Source organism: uncultured Roseobacter sp., assembly GCF_947501835.1.
Lineage (GTDB): Bacteria > Pseudomonadota > Alphaproteobacteria > Rhodobacterales > Rhodobacteraceae > Roseobacter.
The window spans coordinates 1-20,112 of record NZ_CANMXR010000022.1 but is presented as its reverse complement, the minus strand read 5'-3'; the positions used below and the strand labels follow the sequence as shown (position 1 = coordinate 20,112).

Annotated in this window: 24 protein-coding genes; 8 read left to right on the top strand and 16 right to left on the bottom strand. The window is 56.9% G+C overall.

What is annotated here, in order from left to right; all coding sequences use genetic code 11:
• Positions 1–13 precede the first annotated feature (13 nt).
• The 4 genes from Q1A20_RS24475 to Q1A20_RS24460 are packed head-to-tail and all read left to right on the top strand — an operon-like array spanning position 14 to position 3,023.
• The gene (locus Q1A20_RS24475; protein WP_299410821.1) at positions 14–709 is read left to right on the top strand and encodes a fumarylacetoacetate hydrolase family protein; all 696 of its coding nucleotides are present in this window, start codon (positions 14–16) and stop codon (positions 707–709) included.
• Positions 706–1,353, top strand: a complete 648-nt coding sequence (maiA, locus tag Q1A20_RS24470) for a maleylacetoacetate isomerase (protein WP_299919303.1) — start codon at positions 706–708, stop codon at positions 1,351–1,353. The genes Q1A20_RS24475 and maiA overlap by 4 nt, the downstream gene beginning before the upstream one ends.
• A 13-nt stretch (positions 1,354–1,366) precedes the next feature.
• The gene (locus Q1A20_RS24465; RefSeq protein ID WP_299410823.1) at positions 1,367–2,467 is read left to right on the top strand and encodes a cupin domain-containing protein; all 1,101 of its coding nucleotides are present in this window, start codon (positions 1,367–1,369) and stop codon (positions 2,465–2,467) included.
• On the top strand, positions 2,460–3,023 hold the full coding sequence (locus Q1A20_RS24460; protein WP_299410825.1) for a maleylpyruvate isomerase N-terminal domain-containing protein: 564 nt from the start codon (positions 2,460–2,462) through the stop codon (positions 3,021–3,023). The genes Q1A20_RS24465 and Q1A20_RS24460 overlap by 8 nt, the downstream gene beginning before the upstream one ends.
• A 135-nt stretch (positions 3,024–3,158) precedes the next feature.
• Here Q1A20_RS24460 and Q1A20_RS24455 read toward each other — a convergent pair whose 3' ends face one another.
• From Q1A20_RS24455 to Q1A20_RS24395, 14 genes are all read right to left on the bottom strand, one after another.
• On the bottom strand, positions 3,159–3,794 hold the full coding sequence (locus Q1A20_RS24455; protein WP_299919313.1) for a protein-S-isoprenylcysteine O-methyltransferase: 636 nt from the start codon (positions 3,792–3,794) through the stop codon (positions 3,159–3,161).
• Positions 3,795–3,811: 17 nt separating this feature from the next.
• Positions 3,812–5,536: an ABC transporter ATP-binding protein gene (locus tag Q1A20_RS24450; protein WP_299410828.1), complete on the bottom strand. Its 1,725-nt coding sequence runs from the start codon at positions 5,534–5,536 to the stop codon at positions 3,812–3,814.
• Positions 5,533–7,263, bottom strand: coding sequence for an ABC transporter ATP-binding protein (locus Q1A20_RS24445; RefSeq protein ID WP_299919301.1), 1,731 nt, complete (start codon positions 7,261–7,263; stop codon positions 5,533–5,535). Before Q1A20_RS24445 ends, Q1A20_RS24450 begins: the two co-directional genes overlap by 4 nt.
• The gene (locus Q1A20_RS24440) at positions 7,260–8,432 is read right to left on the bottom strand and encodes an MFS transporter (RefSeq protein WP_299919299.1); all 1,173 of its coding nucleotides are present in this window, start codon (positions 8,430–8,432) and stop codon (positions 7,260–7,262) included. Before Q1A20_RS24440 ends, Q1A20_RS24445 begins: the two co-directional genes overlap by 4 nt.
• Positions 8,433–8,442: 10 nt before the next feature.
• Positions 8,443–10,614 carry a TonB-dependent receptor gene (locus tag Q1A20_RS24435; protein ID WP_299919297.1) on the bottom strand — a complete coding sequence of 724 codons (2,172 nt, stop codon included), beginning with the start codon at positions 10,612–10,614 and terminating at the stop codon, positions 8,443–8,445.
• A gap of 94 nt (positions 10,615–10,708) precedes the next feature.
• A complete protein-coding gene (locus tag Q1A20_RS24430) occupies positions 10,709–11,716 on the bottom strand; it encodes a helix-turn-helix transcriptional regulator (protein WP_299410833.1) in 1,008 nt (335 codons plus the stop codon).
• 404 nt (positions 11,717–12,120) lie between these two features.
• Positions 12,121–13,071 (bottom strand): homoserine O-succinyltransferase, encoded by a 951-nt coding sequence (metA, locus tag Q1A20_RS24425; RefSeq protein WP_299410850.1) that lies wholly within the window; start codon positions 13,069–13,071, stop codon positions 12,121–12,123.
• Positions 13,072–13,111: 40 nt separating this feature from the next.
• A complete protein-coding gene (locus Q1A20_RS24420; protein WP_299410835.1) occupies positions 13,112–13,486 on the bottom strand; it encodes a VOC family protein in 375 nt (124 codons plus the stop codon).
• A 65-nt stretch (positions 13,487–13,551) separates the two neighbouring features.
• Positions 13,552–13,764, bottom strand: a complete 213-nt coding sequence (locus Q1A20_RS26190; protein WP_367180969.1) for a VOC family protein — start codon at positions 13,762–13,764, stop codon at positions 13,552–13,554.
• A complete protein-coding gene (locus tag Q1A20_RS24415) occupies positions 13,736–13,894 on the bottom strand; it encodes a hypothetical protein (RefSeq protein ID WP_299410837.1) in 159 nt (52 codons plus the stop codon). The genes Q1A20_RS26190 and Q1A20_RS24415 overlap by 29 nt, the downstream gene beginning before the upstream one ends.
• A gap of 73 nt (positions 13,895–13,967) precedes the next feature.
• A complete protein-coding gene (locus Q1A20_RS24410; protein ID WP_299410838.1) occupies positions 13,968–14,423 on the bottom strand; it encodes a carboxymuconolactone decarboxylase family protein in 456 nt (151 codons plus the stop codon).
• Positions 14,424–14,442: 19 nt separating this feature from the next.
• Positions 14,443–14,967, bottom strand: coding sequence for an SRPBCC family protein (locus Q1A20_RS24405; protein ID WP_299410840.1), 525 nt, complete (start codon positions 14,965–14,967; stop codon positions 14,443–14,445).
• Positions 14,954–15,739 (bottom strand): HD domain-containing protein, encoded by a 786-nt coding sequence (locus Q1A20_RS24400; RefSeq protein WP_299410841.1) that lies wholly within the window; start codon positions 15,737–15,739, stop codon positions 14,954–14,956. The genes Q1A20_RS24405 and Q1A20_RS24400 overlap by 14 nt, the downstream gene beginning before the upstream one ends.
• 47 nt (positions 15,740–15,786) lie before the next feature.
• Complete coding sequence (locus Q1A20_RS24395; protein ID WP_299410843.1) at positions 15,787–16,299, bottom strand: Rrf2 family transcriptional regulator; 513 nt, start codon at positions 16,297–16,299, stop codon at positions 15,787–15,789.
• Between the two features lie 54 nt (positions 16,300–16,353).
• Here Q1A20_RS24395 and Q1A20_RS26185 point away from each other — a divergent pair, with 54 nt between their 5' ends.
• The gene (locus Q1A20_RS26185) at positions 16,354–16,674 is read left to right on the top strand and encodes an E2 domain-associated cysteine-rich protein (protein ID WP_367180968.1); all 321 of its coding nucleotides are present in this window, start codon (positions 16,354–16,356) and stop codon (positions 16,672–16,674) included.
• A 363-nt stretch (positions 16,675–17,037) separates the two neighbouring features.
• Here Q1A20_RS26185 and Q1A20_RS24390 read toward each other — a convergent pair whose 3' ends face one another.
• Both Q1A20_RS24390 and Q1A20_RS24380 read right to left on the bottom strand, forming a co-directional pair.
• Positions 17,038–17,874 carry a LytTR family DNA-binding domain-containing protein gene (locus tag Q1A20_RS24390; RefSeq protein WP_299410844.1) on the bottom strand — a complete coding sequence of 279 codons (837 nt, stop codon included), beginning with the start codon at positions 17,872–17,874 and terminating at the stop codon, positions 17,038–17,040.
• A gap of 112 nt (positions 17,875–17,986) precedes the next feature.
• Entirely contained in the window at positions 17,987–18,649 is a 663-nt protein-coding gene (locus tag Q1A20_RS24380; protein WP_367180966.1) for a LysE family translocator, read from the bottom strand.
• A 74-nt stretch (positions 18,650–18,723) separates the two neighbouring features.
• Here Q1A20_RS24380 and Q1A20_RS24375 point away from each other — a divergent pair, with 74 nt between their 5' ends.
• From Q1A20_RS24375 to Q1A20_RS24365, 3 genes are read left to right on the top strand one after another with little or no spacing between them, the layout of a single operon-like run.
• The gene (locus tag Q1A20_RS24375; protein WP_299410846.1) at positions 18,724–18,975 is read left to right on the top strand and encodes a hypothetical protein; all 252 of its coding nucleotides are present in this window, start codon (positions 18,724–18,726) and stop codon (positions 18,973–18,975) included.
• Positions 18,972–19,364: a hypothetical protein gene (locus Q1A20_RS24370; protein WP_299919292.1), complete on the top strand. Its 393-nt coding sequence runs from the start codon at positions 18,972–18,974 to the stop codon at positions 19,362–19,364. Before Q1A20_RS24375 ends, Q1A20_RS24370 begins: the two co-directional genes overlap by 4 nt.
• 48 nt (positions 19,365–19,412) lie before the next feature.
• Positions 19,413–19,829 (top strand): VOC family protein, encoded by a 417-nt coding sequence (locus tag Q1A20_RS24365; protein WP_299410849.1) that lies wholly within the window; start codon positions 19,413–19,415, stop codon positions 19,827–19,829.
• The last annotated feature ends 283 nt before the right edge of the window (positions 19,830–20,112 follow it).

Here is a 20,112-nt window from a genome sequence, read left to right as displayed (position 1 = left end):
GGGAGTAGCAATCATGTCATTCGTCTTTCCACCCGCACCGCCCGCCAGTATCGCTGTCTTCAATTCCGATGACCGGCTGCCAGTGCGCCGTATCTTCTGTGTCGGACGCAACTACGCCGCCCATGCCCGTGAGATGGGCAAAGACCCGGACCGCGATCCGCCATTTTTCTTTACCAAGCCCGCCGATGCGGTCGTCGATGACGCGCAGGTGATCCCCTATCCCGCAGAGACCGGGAATTTCCACCACGAGGCCGAACTGGTTGTCGTCATCGGAAAAGACGGACGAAATATTCCGGTCGAGGCATCGTATGATCACGTCTGGGGATATGCTGTGGGCAATGATCTGACCCGGCGCGATTTGCAGCTCGCTGCGCGCGAAAAGGGGCGGCCCTGGGACTGGGGAAAGGCGTTTGATCGCTCTGCTGTGGTCGGGCCGGTACATCCGGTGGCGCAATCTGGCCATCCTGAGAGCGGCAGGATCAGCCTGACGGTGAATGGCGAAGTCAGGCAGGACGCTGATTTGTCGGAGTTGATCTGGTCGGTGAAAGAAGTCATTTCGACGATCTCCCGTTCAATCGAGTTGCGCCGGGGTGACCTGATCATGACCGGCACACCCGCCGGTGTCGGCCCGCTCGCTGTGGGCGATACCTGTGTTGTTTCAATTGCGGGGCTTGGCGAAATCTCGACCGTGATTGGACCTCGGGCATGACGTTGCGACTGCACAATTTCTTCCGCTCATCGACCTCGACACGGGTGCGCGCCGCGCTGAACCTGAAAGGTCTGGACTACGATTACGTCGCCTACAAGTTGCGCGACGCGGAGACCCACACCCAAGACTATCTGCGCATGAACCCCAGCGGTCTGGTCCCGACGCTTGAGCTGGAGGATGGTACGATGCTGGATCAATCGCTTGCCATTATCGAATGGCTTGACGAGATCCACTCCACGCCCGCTTTGCTGCCTGAAGATGCGGCGGGACGCGCGCGGGTGCGGGCGCTTTCTTATATGATTGCCTGCGAAATTCATCCGCTGAATAACCTGCGGGTGCTGACCTATCTGGAGGAACAGATGGGGGCGGATGATGTGGCAATAAAGGCGTGGTTTGCGCACTGGGTGACGACAACCTTTGACGGGTTCGAGACCCGTCTTGCTGCCGACAGCCAAACGGGGCGCTACTGTCACGGCGACACGCCGACAATGGCCGATCTTTGTCTCTTTGCGCAGGTGTGGAACAACAAGCGCTTCGACATAGACCTGTCCAACTGGCCGACGATATCCCGTATCTTTGCAGCCCTGAGCAAGTTGGAAGCATTTCAACAGGCAGCACCGCCCGCGCAACCCGACGCCGCCTAAACAGGAGAGCCCAATGGAAGACGCGCCGACCCACGACACCGTCAAACACAGCATGCAGCCCGAAGATACGCCCGAACTGCGCAAGCTCTATGCCGGGTTCAAGGAGCAGCATATTGTTCCACTGTGGACCCAACTTGGTGATCTGATGCCGATGCACCCCGCGTCGAACGCCGTGCCGCATGTGTGGAAATGGGCTGATCTGATGCCGCTCGCACGCGCGTCAGGTGATCTGGTACCGGTGGGGCGCGGGGGAGAGCGGCGCGCGCTGGGGTTGGCCAATCCCGGTCTTGGCGGCAACGCTTACATCAGCCCAACACTCTGGGCCGCTATTCAGTACCTCGGCCCAAAGGAAACCGCGCCCGAGCACCGCCATTCGCAAAACGCATTCCGATTTGTGGTTGAGGGCGAAGGCGTCTGGACCGTGGTGAATGGTGATCCCGTCCGTATGTCGCGGGGTGATCTGCTGCTGACGCCGGGATGGAATTTTCACGGCCATCACAATGTCAGCGATCACCCGATGACATGGATTGACGGGCTGGACATTCCGTTCAGTCGCCAGAACGACGTGGGCTTTTTCGAGTTTGGATCGGAGACGGTCACCGATTACGCCACACCGAATTTCAGTCAGGGAGAGCGGCTCTGGTGCCACCCCGGTTTACGGCCCTTGTCGGGCCTGCGTGATACCGTCAGCAGCCCGATTGGCGCATACCGTTGGGAATTTACCGACCGCGCCCTGACAGAACAATTGTTGCTTGAGGACGAGGGCCAGCCCGCCACGGTCGAACAGGGCCATGCCGCCATCCGTTACGTCAATCCGACAACTGGCGGCGATGTGATGCCGACGATCCGGTGCCAATTCCACCGCCTGCGCGCTGGTGCTGCCAGCAAAACGCGCCGCGACGTCGGATCGTCGGTGTTTCAGGTCTTCGAGGGCACGGGAGCCGTTGTGATTAACGATATGGAACATCGTCTGGACGTTGGCGATATGTTCGTTGTGCCGTCTTGGGTCTCATGGTCATTGCAGGCAGAAAGTCAGTTTGACCTCTTCCACTTTTCGGATGCGCCGATCATGGAGCGGTTGCACTTTGCGCGGACGGTGGTGATGGATGAATGACGTCGCGCGCGCGGCATTGATAGCGCGGCAAGGGCGGGGCGCGCGGTATGATGCAGCAAACGCACCAGCGCGCGAATTGGCATGGGCGCGGGGCGGGACAGCCTATTTCTTAAGGTTGCTGAACGGTTTGTCCGACAGCGCGCTTGATGTTCGTGCCGTTGGCAGCGCGCGGTCACGCCGGATGATCATTGCCGAAACCGGGTATCATGCGCGCCGTTTTGCTGATGTCATCCATGCCGTGATCCAGGCACCCGGCGCCGGTCGCTTGGGTATCGGCATCTCCCCCGACCAGGCAGAGGTTGCATTGGGGTGCACCCTGCCACCCCGCGCGCTCAGGCATCTCATCGAGCATACATGCGTCCATCTGAATGTCGCTTGGCGCGACATGAAGGACGAGGATTGGGGGAGAACATGCCGCGACCGGGACGGAGTGGCGATCGCGTTGCGAGACTTGCCCCGGTCTCGTGCGCAGATCCTTTGGAACAATGCGCTCGACCTGAGAGCGGGTGGCAGACGGATCGACGCCCCGCCGGACCTATTCGATTTAGCGGTCTGAAGGTGGATCGGTCGTGTTTTCGTGTCACCCAAGCGCTCGCTGAGGCCAGCTTTTGCTAGAGTTTGAAAGGATTTTTTTGAGCATCAAGCTGAATGCTGCAGCAATAGGTTGGCGATGTCAAAACAGACCGCAAGTCTAGTACACTTTGGGGAAAAACCTGCGTGTCCGATCCATGTATTGCTGATAACGATCGCCAAACTGCTCCTTCATCATCCGTTCCTCTTGTGGAATGCGAAAAATGCACATCAGCGAAAACGCGATGAGTGCTGCAGGGCCCGCGATCCAGTTGGCGATCAGAAGCAATTGGGCCGTGGAAATCAAAAAAATCGCTGTGTACATCGGATGTCGAATGTGGGTGTAAACACCCTTGGTGATCAAACCGTGATACTGTCTCAGTTCAAGTGTCACACTCCAGTTGCGGCCCAGATCGACATGGCTCCGCCAGAAGAGCCATAACCCTGTAAGAAGGGCAAAGAAACCGATGGCAGGAGCAACGGTGCCACCGGCGTGATCCGCGAATTCCAGTAGACCGGTGACGAGATGGACCCCCGGGATGACCTGCATCCCAAGCGTGACAAGAATGAGCAGGAGTTGCTCGGTGCCGGCGTTGAAGCGTTGCGCCGTTACCATATCTTGCGTCTTGGTCTGATGTGGATGTCGGATGACAAACAGCGCAACGCTCCCGGTAAACCAGATGAGCGATCCCCAGCCGTTGATTGGCAGACGCCAGATCAGACAGGCGCCAAGGACGACCAGGAATACCCAAAACAAAAGCTGCCGGTGCCGGATCAAGGGCTCAGGTCCTCAACGTCGCTTGGTGAGTTGAGATCCCAAAAGGCCGCATAGCGCCCGCCCTGAGCGATCAGGGCGTCATGTGTGCCTTCCTCCGCAACTTGACCGTTCTCGATAAAGACAATCTTGTCCGCTGCCATGATGGTGCTGAGCCGATGGGCGACGGCGACAACCGTCCGTTCCTTTGCCATGGCCTCCAGTGCATTGCGCAACCGCCGCTCGTCGAGCGCGTCAAGAGAGGCCGTCGCTTCGTCCAGAAGCACAAGGGGTGTATCCTTCAGCAGCGCGCGGGCAATCGACACGCGCTGTCGCTCTCCGCCGGAAAGGGCGACACCACCTTCGCCGACCTGCGTATCGATCCCGTCGGGAAGCCGTTGCAAGGTCGGGCCGAGCTGCGCGGTTTCAAGAGCGGTGGCCAGCTCCGCCTCTGTGGCACCCGGTCGGGCCAGCCTGAGGTTCTCCGCGATGGTCCCGGCGAATAGATAAACATCCTGGAAGACGATGGCGATATCGCGCATCAGCCGCGTGCTCCCGATCTTGCGCAAGTCCACACCGCCTAAGGAAACGCTGCCTTTGTCAGGGTCGAAGAACCGCGCGATCAGGCGCAGAATCGTGGTTTTGCCCGCACCCGAACTGCCAACGAGTGCGACGAAACCCCGGTCAGGTACCGTAAAGCTGAGCCCATGCAGGACAGGTGCGCCAGCATAGCCAAAGTGCACGTCTTGCAGGCCTATGGCATGGTTCTTGGGGGCCTTCGGCGTATCCGGTTCCGGCAGCGTCGGAATAGACAAGAGCTTTTGCATGCGAAGGAGGGTCTCATCGGACATGCGCAATGCCCCTTGCATGTCGGCCGCGCCGATCAGCGGCTCGGCAAAGCGCAGGCCCAGCACGAGAAAAGCTGCCAGTTCCGGCGCGCCGATGCCACCGCCCAGCACGCGATTGACGCCAACGATCAGAAGCGCTGTCAGGCCAAGCTGCACGACCAGCGTAAAGGCCAGAAGCCCGCGCGCCACGGCGGTCATCTGTGTCCGGGCCGCTGCGTGTGTCTCGACCAGCGCGGCATCGAGATCCGAACTTTCCGCGTCAATCTGCCCGAACGCGCGCAGGACAGGTTGGGCGCGGGCGAACTCCACAATACGATTGGCCGCATCGACCGAAGCTGCGTGCATCCGCGCATCCGAGCGGCGAATGAGGGTGCCGGACCAGACGCTTGCGAGGACTGCAAAGGGCGCAACCAGCGCCACCGAAACGGCTAGTTGCCAGTCGATGGCCAGCATGAAGATCAGGACCACGACCGGCGTTACCATCGCCACGAGGATTGGGCGCAGAAGATGCGCGGGCACGGTCATGATGTCGATCACGCCCTGGCTGGTCAGCACGCCAAGCTCGCCCGTGCGCGCATCGGAAAACCAGCCCAGGGGCAGTCGCGCGATGTGAGCGCCCAGCCGTGCAAAGAGCGCGCGGGCGAGGGCGACGGAATTCATGTATCCGGCGAACTGGGTCTTCCAACGTAGGAGCGTGTAGAGCGCAAAAACACCAAGCAATCCCCACCACCACCGAAGGGCGGTTGCTGTATCACCGTTCAGCAATGCGTCAAGAAACGGCACCAGAACAGCAAATCCCACCCCAACCAGCGTGGCTTCGACGACCAGCCCGGCGATCAACAGGTGGAGTGGCGTGCGAAAGTCCGGACCGGCGACATCAATCAGGCGCGGGATCATGAGCAATCCTCCATGCTGTTCGCGGCCCAGAGCCGGGCATAGAGCGCGTTTTGCTCCAACAATGCATGATGAGTGCCGCAGGCGACGATGCCCCCATGATCCATGACGCAGATTTGGTCAGCCGCCACCACGCTGCGCAGATCATGCGCAACGATGAGGAGCGTACGTGCGCCTGACCAAGCATTGAGGGCCGCGCGCAACGCATGGCTGGTTTCCGCATCCGCAAAGGCGAGCGCCTCGTCCAGAACAAGGATCGGACGATTGGCCAGAAGGGCACGGGCGATTGTAATCCGCTGTGCTTCACCACCTGAAAGGGCGGCGCCTTCTCCAACGATGGTGTCATATCCCTGCGGCAGGTCCATAATGCGCTGGTGGATGCGGGCGGCGCGGGCGGCCGTTTCGATCACCGCGCGGTCGGCGTCAGGTGCGCCCAGAGCGATATTGCGGGCCAGAGAACCACGCAGGAGTTGCACCTCCTGAAAGACGAATCCGACCTGGTTATAGAGATGGTCCGGCGCGATCTGCGGCAGTTCGACACCTCCCAGCGTGATCTCCCCTTCGGTTGGATCGATGAAGCGCGGGAGCAGCTTGGCCAATGTGCTCTTGCCTGACCCTGAGGGACCCACCAGCGCCGTTGTGCTGCCCGGTGGCAGGGTCAGATTGATATTGCGCAACACCTCCCGCGCGCCGTCATAACTGGCATGCACCGCCTTAAGACGTACCTCGGTGCCTGTCGGTCGCTGTGCCGCCTCGCCGACATCAAGCAACCGCGCATCAAGTAATTCGCCCAACCGTTCCGCAGCGCGCCGTGCCTGCATTAGGCCCTGTTGGCCAAACGCCAGCGTCAGAAACGGGGCGGTGAGCGCCGGTGCCATCACCAGAAGGGCCAGCGCGTCGACCGCTGTGATCGTGCCTGCCGTTGTCAACATGAGCCCAAAACCTGCGGCAAGCACGACGGCGAACAGCGGTGAGAGCACCAGATCAGTGATGGCTGCAATCTTCAAAAGACCGCTGATCCACGACCAAAAGAAGTCTACGAACCGCTCCGTCCGCTCAGTAAATCTTGAAAAGGCGCGGTCCGTGCCGCTATATGTCTTGATCACCGCGATGCCGCCTGCATACTCCACCGCTGCCGCATTCACATCGGCCAAAGCGGCTTCGTAGCGATCCATCTTCTCGCCGTAGCCGCGCGTTTGAAGAGCGTAGAGCGCGATGCCAATTCCCACTGGGATCAGGGCAACCGGAACCAGCAGGAGATCTGTCCAGGCAAGATAGAGCAATGCCGTAACAGGCGCCGCGATAGCACCGGTGAGTGACGTATAGGCGTGACCCACCAACTCATGCAAAGCCGCCACATCGTCCTGCATCGCCTTTTTCAGCCCGCCCGCCGTGCGGCTGGCGAACCACGACAGAGGCACGCGACGCAGCTTGGTCGCAACCTCACGGCGGATCATCAGTTGCAAATCGGCATCGGCGAAATGGGTGATGCCACCTGCTGCGATCATACAGACCAGTTTGATCGCAAGGGCGGCGGCGGCGATCCAGGCGATGGTGACGGCCTGCTCGGGCGAGGTGCCTTCCAGCAGGACCCGTGTGATCTCGACCACGGCGATGAACGGGGCCATGCCCGCAATGGTGCTGATGGCCTGCATCACGCAGGCAAGGACGATCTTGCCCCGGACAGGCGCAATCAGGCGCGCCGCAGCGGATAGCGATTTGCTCTTCATGCCGGAACGCGCCCAAGATCCAGCCTTTTGACCAGCGCGCCGGCGCTGGCTGCCACCAAAGCTCCTGCAGCGAAGACTGTGGCATAGCCGAATTGACCGGCCAAGAGGCCTGACGCGATCATACCGATCATCGTGCAGAGCCAGTAACTGCACAAGAAAATTGAGAAATCCGTCCCTTCTCGGCCAGGGGTTGCACGATTCATGAAGATGAGGTTCGTCATCACCCCGATGAAACTGAACGCGAGGAAAAAGGTTATAACCGATGCCGCTGCATGCAGACGCGGCAAGGAAAACGCGCTTGCCGCGGCGGCATAAAAGAGTGCCGCGGTGACAACCAGAAGCCCGACTGGGATCATGCGGATGAGACCAAAGCGCGCGATGCCAACGGCTGCGAGCGGCCCACCGGTGAAAAGGGCGATGCAGGTAAAGAGGCCATTTATCAGCCCGATTTCCTCGACGGTGTAGCCAAGATCGACAAGGCGAGGCTGCATCATGCCAAAACCCAACCCAACGCCCGCCGCAAGGGGCGCGATAAAGGCCAATGCGCGGCGGTTCTCCACATCTGCAAGGAAGCTCTGCAGCGCGCCGATGATGCCAGGCACGTGATGTTGCTCTGCAGTTTCTGGTAGCATCAAACCGGGCCCCAGCAGCAAAAGCAGGACCACGGCCATCGTGATCATGGCCACAGCCCAGTTGGTGGCACCGTATACGAGCAACAACCCCGTAGCTCCCATCAGGGCGCCCAGAGCGCCGCCGGCAGGCACCAGCGCAGCGGCCCAGGTCCTGCCGGTACCCTCGAAGCGTTCGACGGTCAGCCCCAGGATCGTGGTGCGCAGCGTGGCGGCGCCCAGCGAGATGAGGAAGGCGAGTATCAACACTGCGATTGTCTGCTCTGATGGGGCCATCCAGGCACCCAAAAGCGTGAAAGCACCCATCGGGATCAACGATGCCGCTGTCCAGAACCGTCGCCGTGCGATGCCGAAGGGGCCGGGGCGCTCGATGTAGGGAGCCCAGACGAAGGCAAAGGCGAAAGGCAGATAAACCAATGCGGTGAAGCCGATCAGTTCAAGCGCTACGCCAGCGTCACGCATCAGCGTCGGCAACCCTACCGAAAAGAACGAAATCGGCATTGCCGCCGCTGCGTTGAGTGCCATGAGGGCGAACATCATGCGCATGCTCTCAGAACCTTATGTCGACGCCAAAACCGATCCTGCGCGGATTGCCGGGTATCGCGCCGGAGACAAAGCCGCCAGTTGGACTTGGCCCGAAAACGAAGGCGCTTTCGGCATAGGTTTCGTCAAAAAGATTGTCGACGAAGGCGTAGAATTCGGTATTGCCGCGCTGCCATCCCAGCCGAACGTCCACGACTCCGAAGGACTCCAGGCTGGTGCGGTTCTGCGGGTCAGTCGCGCGGCGACCGACATACTGATATTCGGCGCGTGCCTTCAGTACACCGGAGCGCCCGAAAAACTGCATATCGCTTTCGTGCTCGACCGCAAGGCTGTAGCTGACCGATGGCGCGAAGGGTACCTCGTTGCCAACCTGCACGGCGGGGTCGTCCGATGCAGTGATCTCGGTCTCCAAAAGCGCCAGCGCGCCTGCGAGCCGTAAGGACGGTGTTGCCTGAAAGCCCGCCTCAAGCTCCAGCCCGTAGGTTTCGGTGTCCGCGTTCTCGATCACCGACTCCAATGTCGACACATCAAAGACCTGCAGATGCTCGTTCTTGGTATCGTTGAAGAAGAGCGATGCCGCGAAATCCAACTGGCCCTCGAACGCATTGCCGCGCAGGCCGATCTCTGCCGTGTCGGTAAAGGCCGTCTCATAACGGCTTACGGATGCGCCTCTCGAGAGATCTGAATCGGCAAGCTGAAAGCCGCCGGATTTTGCACCTCGCGCCAGGGTGGCGAACATCGTGATATCAGGGACGAGGTCATAGGTTATCCCTGCACGACCGGTGACGTAGTCGAACGTGTCACTGCTTGCATCAGCGCCGCTGGCGCCCAGTGTCCCACCCGAGTTGTCGGTAAAGACACTTGTGAACGACTTATCCTCATACGTGTACCGCAACCCGCCAATGAGGTTCAGCCGGTCGGTGACAGGCACTGTAACCTCGCCGAAAACACCGATGCCTTCTGTCGTAAATGAATTGTCGAAGTCGCCTTGAATGATACCGTCAGCGTTGAACGTGAGGTCAAGGTCGAGATCGGCCCTGAAGGCATTCACACCCGCGACCCATGTCCCGCCATTGGCGAATGCACCGTCAAAGCGAAACTCCTGACTGTACTGGATGTCATCATCCTCTATCACACGAAAATCAGCATCGGGGTCCTCAAAAGCAGCAGGCGGCTGACCCGTTCGTGCCTCGAATATAAATCCGTCGGTATCGTCAGAGCGGTAGAAGGAATCGTACCCCTGTACACCCGTGATCGAGGTGAACCGAAAACCACCAAAATCATGCTCGACCGTGAGGCCAAGACCCAGCGTTTCCAGATCGTAAGGCGTGTCCACATCCACCGCCGAGCGCGGGAAATTCAGATCGTCCAGCAGGACGCCCTGTGTCGGCGTCTCCTCATACTTCCCGTATCTCAGAGTGAGCCGAACATCGGTCAATGCTGACGGTCGCCAAAGAAATTTGGCTGCGATGTTGACCTGATCGTTTTCCCGTAGTGCGCCGCCGATGGAGGACAGGTTTGGAATATTGCCGTCCTGCGTGCGCAATTGTCCTGCAAAGCGGTAGGCGAACGTATCGGACAGCGGGCCACTGGCCACCGCCCTCACACGGCCGTAACCGTCTTCACCCACTTCGAGGTTCAGGCGATACTCAGGCGCAAACGTTGGATCAGCGGTTGTGACGTTGATGGCACCGGCCTGCGCATTGCGGCCATAAAGCGTGTTTTGCGGCCCGCGCAGCACGTCAATTCTTTCGACGTCGAAAAGCGCCCTATCTTGTGCGCGCACAGCCAGCGGGATGCCGTCGACAAACACCGGGGTGGAGGCGTCATCCGGGGATTGTGGCAAAAACGATCCGACCCCGCGGATGTTGGGAATGTTGCTGCCACGCAGCCCGGTATCGCCAAGGTTCAGCCCTGGTGTCGTGCGCGCAAGATCAACCGGATCATCCACCCGTCGCGTGTCCGCGGCCTCGCCACCCAGCACCGAAATGCCAAAAGGTACCCGTTGCAGCGGTTCATCGACTTTGCGCGCATCCAAGACCAGCGTGCCCAGATCAAATGGGATCGCTTCCTCGGTCGCTTGCGCAAGAACGGGCGAAGAAAACCACGAGAGAACGGCGATTGCGGTGCCGGACGTCAGGCACGTGTAGGCCGGGCGAAATTTTTTTGGTGTTTGCACAGGTCTGTCCCCTTTTGCAGCAGGGTGACGCGCGCTTATTCCTGAGTCGATAGGTCGGGTTTATGACTTAAGATCAGATTTCTATGCATACGGATCAATTTTTGCATAGCGCGCCGGGGCTCACGCCAAACCGGCGGCGGAAGGCCAGTGAGAAGTTGCTGGCGTGGCCGTATCCGACCCGTCGTGCTGCTTCGGAAACCGTCCAACCTTCGCGCTCAATGCCGTATCGGGCATGATCGAGCCGTACGTCGCGTAGATAGGAGATGGGCGATTTTCCGAACAGTATCGGAAACTTGCGTTTGAACGATGCGGGGCTCATTCCGATGTCGCGAGAAAGACTGGACAGGGTATGAAGGACTTCCGGTTCGCCTTCGATCATGTCGCGCGCACGGTGAAGCGCTGCGCGATTAAGGGGCGAAATCCGTGTTTCACTCCGCCCCGTTTCATCCCGTGCTTCTGTCAATGCACTGGCCAGCACGCCCAGTGCAAAACTCTCCACCTGGAGCTGCCGTATCAAGCCATCCATACGTGGATTTACGATCGACCGCGCCGCGCACCAGCTTTCGCGCGATACCGCAAGCGGCCGTACTTCTGTCTGGCGCGTTAGCATATTGAAAGCCTCATACATGCGTTCGTCCGTCACCTTGTCTGGGTCGCATTGCACCAAAATGGTTTGTGCACGTTGATCCTGCTTGAGAGCGTTCGACAGAACTGCCATGTCCGAGATGTTGACCATGCCGGCTGAGAAAGGGCGCATGTTGAGTCCCGTCGTCCGCGATAGGCGCGCGTTGAATGTCGGCCCCTCCAGCATCATCGCAATCGTGGACGACCTTGAAAGCACAGCAGAAGCGTCCCCACCGTTTGGGGCGGTTACATCACTGCTGACCAGGGTAATCCCGTCCGCTACCGTGAATATTGCGACGGCGCCTTTGTAGACAACATCGCCCCCAGGACCCTCCACAACCGATCCACCGCTACGGAACCGGGGATTCAGTTGCTTTGCGATGTCATCAAGCTGGGATGTCGCAATGTCTCCGTCCAGCGCGTAGCGCGGCACGTCGCTATCTGAGGTAGGGGGGAGCGAAATGTCGGGCAAGTCCAAGTTACACCTCATCAATAGGTTGAGTGTTCTGGGGTGCGCTGTGTCGCTTGCCTGGAAACTTCGGGTTTGACGATACCGCACATCCGGCTTTGCAAGCAAGCATCGATAGAAAAGCCTGTAACCCGTCACGGCCTTTGAGACAGACGGATTGTTTTGCCAAAGGAGTGTCTTTCGCTGATCGTAGTTCTTGAAAGAATACGAGATGAGAACGAAGACAGGGTCGAACGGATCGGCAGACAGACACGATCAGCTGCGCGCTCCGCAGCATTTGGTCAAGTCTGTCGATGTCGTCTACCGGCCGACGGGGCGCTGGTTCGGAGGCATGAAGCAGAGTCCGGAATTCTTCAGCCTCCAGGTCGGGTTCAAGATCATATTCAATATTCATCGTCGTCTCTCGTTCCCATCTAGCCCTTGCGCAGGTCCGTTTCCGTCTGTCCGATTAAGGTCGCGTCAAATGGGGTGGTCAGGTAAATCTCGCTGATCCAATTGCCGTAAAGGAGATGCGCATGGCCGCGCCATCGGTTGACCGGCTGGCCGTTCGGATCATCGTCCGGAAAGTAATCAACTGGCATTTGGGCGTCCGCCCCTGCCAACTGGTTCGCGTCCAGGTCGCGGGCGTATTCCTCGCCCAAGGTTCCGCTGTCGTATTCGAAATGATTGAAGATGTAGAGTGATCGGTGTGCCGGGTCCTCGACCAGCGCGGGACCAACGTCGTCGGAATGCAACAGGATCGGTAAGCATGCTGCTTCTATCTCCTCACGGCGCATCTCGGTCCAGCGGCTGACGGGCATGACCACCTCATCGGAGAAACCCCTCAGATAGCAGCTATCTGGCGCGTGGTTTGCATGCCGATAGCAGCCAACCAGCTTTTGATCGAGCAAGTGTTTGGCAATCCCATGGAAGTGATGGATCATTGCCATCCCACCCCAGCAGACCCCAAATGTGGAATGGACGTTTGTTTGTGTCCAATCCATAACTTCGCGCAGCTCGTCCCAATAGGTAACCTCGTCAAAGGCCAGATGTTCAATCGGTGTTCCCGTGATGATCAGGCCGTCAAACTTCTCGTTCTTGATGGACTGGAAGGTGCGATAAAACGACTGCATGTGCTCGGCAGCGGTATTTTTGGTCTCGTGTGCTGTCATGCGGATCAGGGTGAACTCGATCTGCAGGGGTGTCGCGCCGATGAGGCGGGCGAACTGTGTCTCTGCCTGGATTTTCTTCGGCATCAGATTGAGCAAACCAATACGTAGTGGCCGAATGTCCTGACGCGCAGCGGCGCCTTGATCGATGACCATGACACCCTCTTCCGACAATACGGAATAGGCAGGCAGGCTGCGAGGTAGTGTTATGGGCATGGTAGTCTCCGGTTTGTGTCCTAAGGCGACATCAAAGAAATCAGGTCTCCGAAGAAATGTGTCCCATGCGCAGGAGGTTGTTGTCTGGATCGACAAGCTCCAGTTCACAGACGCCCCAGGGCTTCTCCTCGGCTCTGACAAAGCGAGGTATGCCATGTTCAGCCAGTTTCAGCGGTTCGAACTCAGCCGACAATGCGTTGGCATTCTCGACACGGACAAAGGAACCATGATCCGAGTGTTCAGTCGTTTCATGTCTGTGAGTGCTGAAAAAATGGATTTCCACACTGTCACGGGTGAGGATCAAGTAACCATTTTCCTCAAATCTGGCGACTTCAGTGAAACCGAGCTCTCGATAAAAAGCTGAGGTTCTATCGAAGTCAGCACTTGGAAATATTGGGCATATGCTCTTAAGCATCTGGATTTTCCTTACGTTACGTCTGAACAGGCGTCCTGTAAAATATGGCGCTATGCTTGACCGGATTAGAGGTCGTGGAAAAAATAGAATTGGTTCTCGAAAAGGTCGTGAACCGTAAACTGGCGAAGGCCCCAAGGCTTGTCTTCTGGTTGTTCTCGGATGTCTGCGCCGCGTTCGATCAAGTCAGTGTACGCCTCGTCTACATCATCGCAAAACACCCAGAACGTGCTCGTCTGAGATCGAGTAGATTCACGGAAAAAAAATCGCACATTTCCCATGCGAAACAGCGCCGATCCTGCCTTCTTCATTGAACCACGCAATTTCAAAGCCTAGCTTGTCCCGGTAGTATTCCTGTGCCTCACGAACGTTTATGACCGGAAGCTCTGGCGTGGGTTGGTCAATCTTCATTCAATGTCCTCATTGCTGTTGACGATTGATGCCTCGCCTTGTGGCAGGGCATCGAGGGACGTGAGTTCATGACCTAGTTCGTCGGATCGACCTCATGCTGAGAGCGGAAGCCCAATGCCATCCGGTTCCAGATGTTGATGGTGCCAATGGCAACGGTGAGTTTTGTGATCTCCTCCTCGCTGAAATGCGCCTCCAAGGCCGAGAAATCGCCGTCAGGCGCGCCAGTTTGCGCAACATTCGTAAGGGATTCGGTCCAAGCCAAAACCGCGCGTTCTTTTTCATTGTAAACGGGCGACTCTTTCCACGCCGGAATGAGCGAGATCCATTGATCCCCCATGCCATCCCTGCGCGCTTCTTTGACATGCATGTCGATACAGAAGGCACAGCCATTGATCTGTGAGGCACGGATTTTGACCAAATGGAGCAGGCGCGGTTCGATCCCGGCTTTCTGGGATACAAATTGTTCAAGCCCCCAGACTGCCTGAAATGAGTCAGGTGAGACTTTCATATAGTCGATACGTGGTTCCATTTTCATCTTCCTTTTCTTTCTAGTGAGCTTGGAAATTCGTAGTGGTTTGATGGTTGCCCTTGCCTTGTTCGAGGGAGGCCAGGATTTGGAGCCGTGGCTTATGGCGGCGGCGATAGAGAAACCTCGCCCAAGCCGCGAATATCGGAGTGGCCATACCTGCGTCGATTTCGATTTCTTCCGAGATACGGCAACCGTCTTTGTGAGGAGAAACGCGAAGCGAATGACGCCAGGATTTCACGCCCGCACCTACTTCATCGGACTGGAAGCTCATTTTCTCATGATCCAAGGCGATCACGGTCATTTCGTATGGCTGGTAAGGCATCCAGCTAAAAAGAGAGACATCGACCTGGATGTGTTGTCCTTGATAAATCTGACCGGAAGGCAAGTTTCGGAAACTCACCAACCCCTTGGTGATTGTCTTGAGGTGGTCCAAATCAATCACAACGCCCCAAACCCACCCAGCCGGATAGGTGTAATCATGACTAAGATGGATTGTCTTTGCGCGGGACCCTTTGATGGCCCGATCTTCCTTAGAGGTGCCCATGACATTCCACCTGATGTTTGTTCAATGGGTTGCCGGTCGCGAGCTTGGAAAACCCAATCCCATTCAACATTGTCGCTCGTGTCATTGGGTGATGGGGATTGTCGATCTGCCCTTTGATCTCAGCCAAGAAGCCATCCCGAGGAAACCGGCGGAGAACGGCACCTATGGTATGAGGTGTCAAACGGCGGTAGTGTGAGCCAACAACGTCGAGATGCGCTCCGTTCGCCAACATTTGAGCTTCCGCAAAGTGGTCGGTCGCACAGACATCAAGGTTGAGATGCAAGCTGATTGCCTCAAAAACCATTCCGATCTTGGCTTTATCCCAATCAGCAGACAGGAGAAACGCCTCGGCGGCTTGCGCACCTATAACAGCAAAACAAGCACAATTTGACTTCTGGATATGCGGCTCAACCAGTCCGAGGTCATGCAGGATGCTGGCAATGTAAAACAACTCAGGATCGAATGTGAGGCCGGCCTGTTTTCCCAGTAAATAGCCCCACACATAAGTTCTAACGCAGTGGCTATGTAAAGGCGCACTGGAGACATCCCGAACCAATTCGTCAGCTCGCAGAGCGATGCTTGAATCAGGTATGACTATGTCGTTCACATCAAAGTCGAGCGGCTTGGTGCGACCGAAACCCTTGTAGGAAAGCCATGCACGGTATTCTTTGAGTTGTAGCGTAATGAGCTGTTTGTGCAGGACCAGATATTCGCCACGCGACAGAATGCCGTTGGTTTTTGTTGCCCAAGCCAATGTTCCGACTTTCGACATGCAGTGTGTTTTCCTTTGTTGAGTAGTCGCACCGTTCCGGAGCGAGGCTAGCGTTGGCGACTCTGATTTGTGATACGGACATTGGCATCCAGAAAGGCGCAGCTGCGCGCGGCAAGCGTGCCATCGTCATCCTGGCGGACTTCGACTAAAAGATGCGCGATCGTTACCTTTCTGAGTTCGGCGCGATAGGACCGCTCAGCGCGCAACATTGCCGCGTTGATCTGACACGGCGCTTTAAAGAAACCTTCTGGCACAGGGTTCGGGCCGTTGCGCCGGATTTCCTTACATCTGAATGCAGGCTCAGGACCTTCCACGGCGAGGACAACATCCAACAGGGAAATGTCTTCCGGCGGCTGTGCCAGATGATAGCCTCCCTTTGGGCCAGGAACGGTACCCAAAATGCCCGACCGAGACAGCGCTTGCAGGTGCTTGAGCAGATAGCTCGGTGAGACACCATGGAAATCGGCAAGTGCCGCTGCTGAGAGAACCTGACCAGCTTCAAGTGATGCCAGGATCGCAACTGAATGGATCGCCTGCTCTACCCCATCGCTCAGTTTCATCTAGACCTCCTGTGATTCGTGGATATTTTTTATCTGTGATTTAGATCAACGTCAATGAGCGCATCTGCAGTATGGATGAGGGAAAAATGGAAAGCAGTTTATGGATGGATTGGGGGACTCTGGCCTATCGGGACATGGGTGGCCGACAGCAGCCGTTCGATTGTTTGCCGTCCAGCAGATGCCGACCCTGAAGTAACAGATGGGAAACCAATCCTTAGGGCAGAGTGTCCAAATGGGTCGGCATTGGAGCGCATTGCTTTACTGGAGCACAGGCGTCGCAAGGCGCAGAACGAATTCATCCAAGATTTTTGTAAGGATGCGTCCGAGTGTTGTGGGACGATGAAATACTGCCCACTTGCGAAATCGAGTTCGTGACCTGCCCTCGATTTGGCACCGCTGCAACACGGCGAATGACCGCTTTCCAACCAGATATTTGTGCTTTCGTCAACGTCGGCTGTGGGCCGTCGTCGAAGGCCCTGAATGTTAAGTCAATGGCGATGCTGCGTCGGCACGAACGGCGGGAGTGAACGCAAAGTAGTGGATGCTGCGCGGTGCACCAATGTCCGCTCCTTGGGCTGCGGCCAAAAACGTGATAAATCAAACTGAGTTTTGCCAAGTGTTTGTGGCACAAGATTTTTCAATGCGTGCGGGCGTATCGCCGCCAGTGACAAAAACGACCGTTTTTGACCTACAAGTTATGTCATGGGGTTTTTGTCCAATTTTTTGATTCAAACTAATTTATAGAACGTTCTTCAGCGCTTTGCGGAAGCTGCGGCCAACGGGGACACTCAGGCCATTTGTCATCACCAGCTCTTGGCCACTTTTGCCCGTTTCTGTTCGAGCCAAATGGGCTGGGTTTACCCACCATGACCGATGCACCTGGAGTCCCCCAAGCGGCTCGAGATCACGCACAGCATCCCCCAACCGCATTAAGACCAAAGCACTGCCTTTCAGTGTCGTCACTTCGACGTAGTGATCCTGCGCTTGCACGGTGATAATGTCATGCCCAAGATGATGCGGCAATTTGCGTTGCAGCAGCGTCAAAGTCTGGGGCGCAGGTTCAAGCACAGGACGTTCTTGTCCCACCACTTGAAACTCGAACAGAGCATTGACCACAAACGTCACACCAATAAGCGACGGGGCGACAAACATCGCCAGTCTGAAAAAACCTACGCCATCAAGCCAGCCCTCTTCAAAACCGGTTGCGATACCTTCGCTCAGATAGATGCTGCCGGTCACCGGTATGACACCTGCAAGACCTGCAAGGATGGCCACAATTACCCAGTTCAGGGATTTTGCCTCTGTGAGCCTGTAGGCAAACGTTGAGAGGAAGGTCATGGTCAGCGCCGACAAAGGGATAGTGATCCCCCAATAGACCAAACGTTCGGGAAAGCTGAGGCGCTCTAAAGTATAATACGGCCCTGCCATCGCCGTCAGTATGATAGCCGCCCCGACGACAATCCAGAAAACCGGGTTGGCCAAGGTCGCCTGCAGTTGGCGAAGCGCCAACCACATAGGGCCGTCATTGGCGGGATTTTTTGTGCCGGGCGCGTAAGTTGGCTTGGGTTGGTTCATATCCCGATCAATACCTGTTTGGCAGATTCAGGAAAAGCTCAGGATTACTCATGACTGAATACAATTCAAAGGATTATCCTATCCGCGCAACCGGCTTGGCGAAATGCTTTTGTCAAGTGAAAGCAGTCTTAAACGTGAACCTGGAGGTCACACCAGGGTCTGCCCTGGGGCTATTGGGGCCAAACGGTGCGGGCAAATCCACCAACGCGCATCCCAAAGTGCCGATCATCAAACTCAGCAGGGCGTCTTCCCCTCCGAGGCCAACGGACAATGCCGCCATCCAAGCTACGACTGCCTTGGGATTGGACAAGTTGAGAATGAGTCCTCTTGTGAACAATCCCTTCGCAGACAACGGAGCGGTTTCGTTGAAGGCCGTCTTTCCGGAGGTCGTGCGAATTGCAGAGAATGCCGATCCATACGCGAGCCAAAGCAGATAGTCGCCTCCGGCGATCTTTAGCACTGCCAAGAGGTGCGTCGATGCTTGAAGAACGGCTCCAAGGCCTGTTGCTGCGATAAGCCCCCAAAACGAAAGACCGACCGAAAGATCTGCACCAAAGATCATGCCGCATTTGCGACCTGAAGCGGCAGAAACTGCACCAAGCGCCAAAGTCGCCGGTTCGGGCGACGCCGCAACAACAAAAAACGCAGCGAATACCGCGGCTAAACCAGTCCAATCAATCAAACCTTTTGCTCCATTCCAATGCATCTGTGCCCCGTCGTGATAATCGTGGAGCTGCGCAAGCGTAGCATCAGACAGGCCGGTGTCATGGGGCACAATACCGCGGCTCTCGTTGCCCTTGCTCAGGTCAGGAACTTGACTTGATGTTATTTAGGTATATATGTAACAGAATGACAAGCAAAATAGAACGTACCCAAACCGGTTTGCGGATCGAAAAGCGACTCCTCAAGGTCCTCAAAGCAACGGCTGAACATCTGGATATGACATTAGGTGACTTGGTAGAGGGCATCGCTTTGCACAGTTTCGAAAACAAACCGCCGTTTTCACCGGAAACCATCGAAAAGATAAAGCAACTCAAGTCGGTGTATGATCTCGATCTATGCGCTCAGGACAGTCACACATTCAAAGAGGATGAGGAATGAACCAGACAATAAACCTCGCCCCGATCAAAGTCGCCTTCGAAGCGCATGACATTGACAACGCAGCGTTCGACCACACTGATCACGTTCGCGTCGCCTTTGATCTGCTTGCGAAATACGACTTCATCGATGCTTCAGCCATTTACGCGAAGCGCATAAGGACGCTTGCTGCAAAAGCCGGCGCGCCAAAGAAGTTCAATCTCACCATCACTTACGCCTTCATGAGCCTGATTGCCGAGAGATTGGCCAACTGTCCAAGCCGCGATTTCGATGTCTTTGTCCGTTCCAACACTGATTTGATGTCAAAAGATGTGTTGATGAAATGGTATGACAGCGCACGGCTGCACGCAGACGCAGCGCACGAGATCTTCCTCCTGCCTGATGTCGCTTAAGAGACGCGAGCGCAAATAGGTGCGCGCAAGCTGAAAGGCCCTGCGAATATGATTGCATATGTCACATTTGGCGTTGACGATATTAAGCGCGCCGAGCGCTTTTATGCCGCTTTTCTTCCGGTTCTTGGCTACCAGCAGGAGCGGTATCAGGGCGACCTAAGCTACGCGCTGCCCGTGGAATCTGGCCAAGCTGCGGTCCTGCCGGAATTCTACGTGAAGTCCCCTTTCGACGGAGCCGCCGCCACTGCAGGGAATGGAACAATGGTTGCGTTCGAGGCGCAAAATCAACAACAGGTTCGTGACCTCCATGCCGCCGCTATGGAGGCAGGCGGCGTCGATGATGGGCAACCCGGGTTTCGAGACGCTTACGGGCCGAACTTTTATGTCGGTTACCTTCGCGATCCTCAGGGTAACAAGATCGCACTGTTCTCCAGCAATCCGAACGAACCTGGCCGAGACGGCTGATCGCCTTCCGCCAATTGCAAAAGCTGCTCAACTCGCTGCTTCGATGCGAAGTACAATTTACCGCGATGCTCAAATGAAGTGGGGCCAAACCGAGTTAGACGACGATCGACAGTAGGAGCCAGCGTTTCGAGGTTATATTTTGCAAGGCAGCGAAAGTCGGCTGTCCCAGCTACCATTGCGGCATTCAACCCAAGCGCTGAAAGTCCGCTTCTCTAATTGGGCGTTTGGGTCAAGCTCGTTTTCCTTCTTTGTTTGGGGCCGTTGTCGCTCATCCGGGTCACGC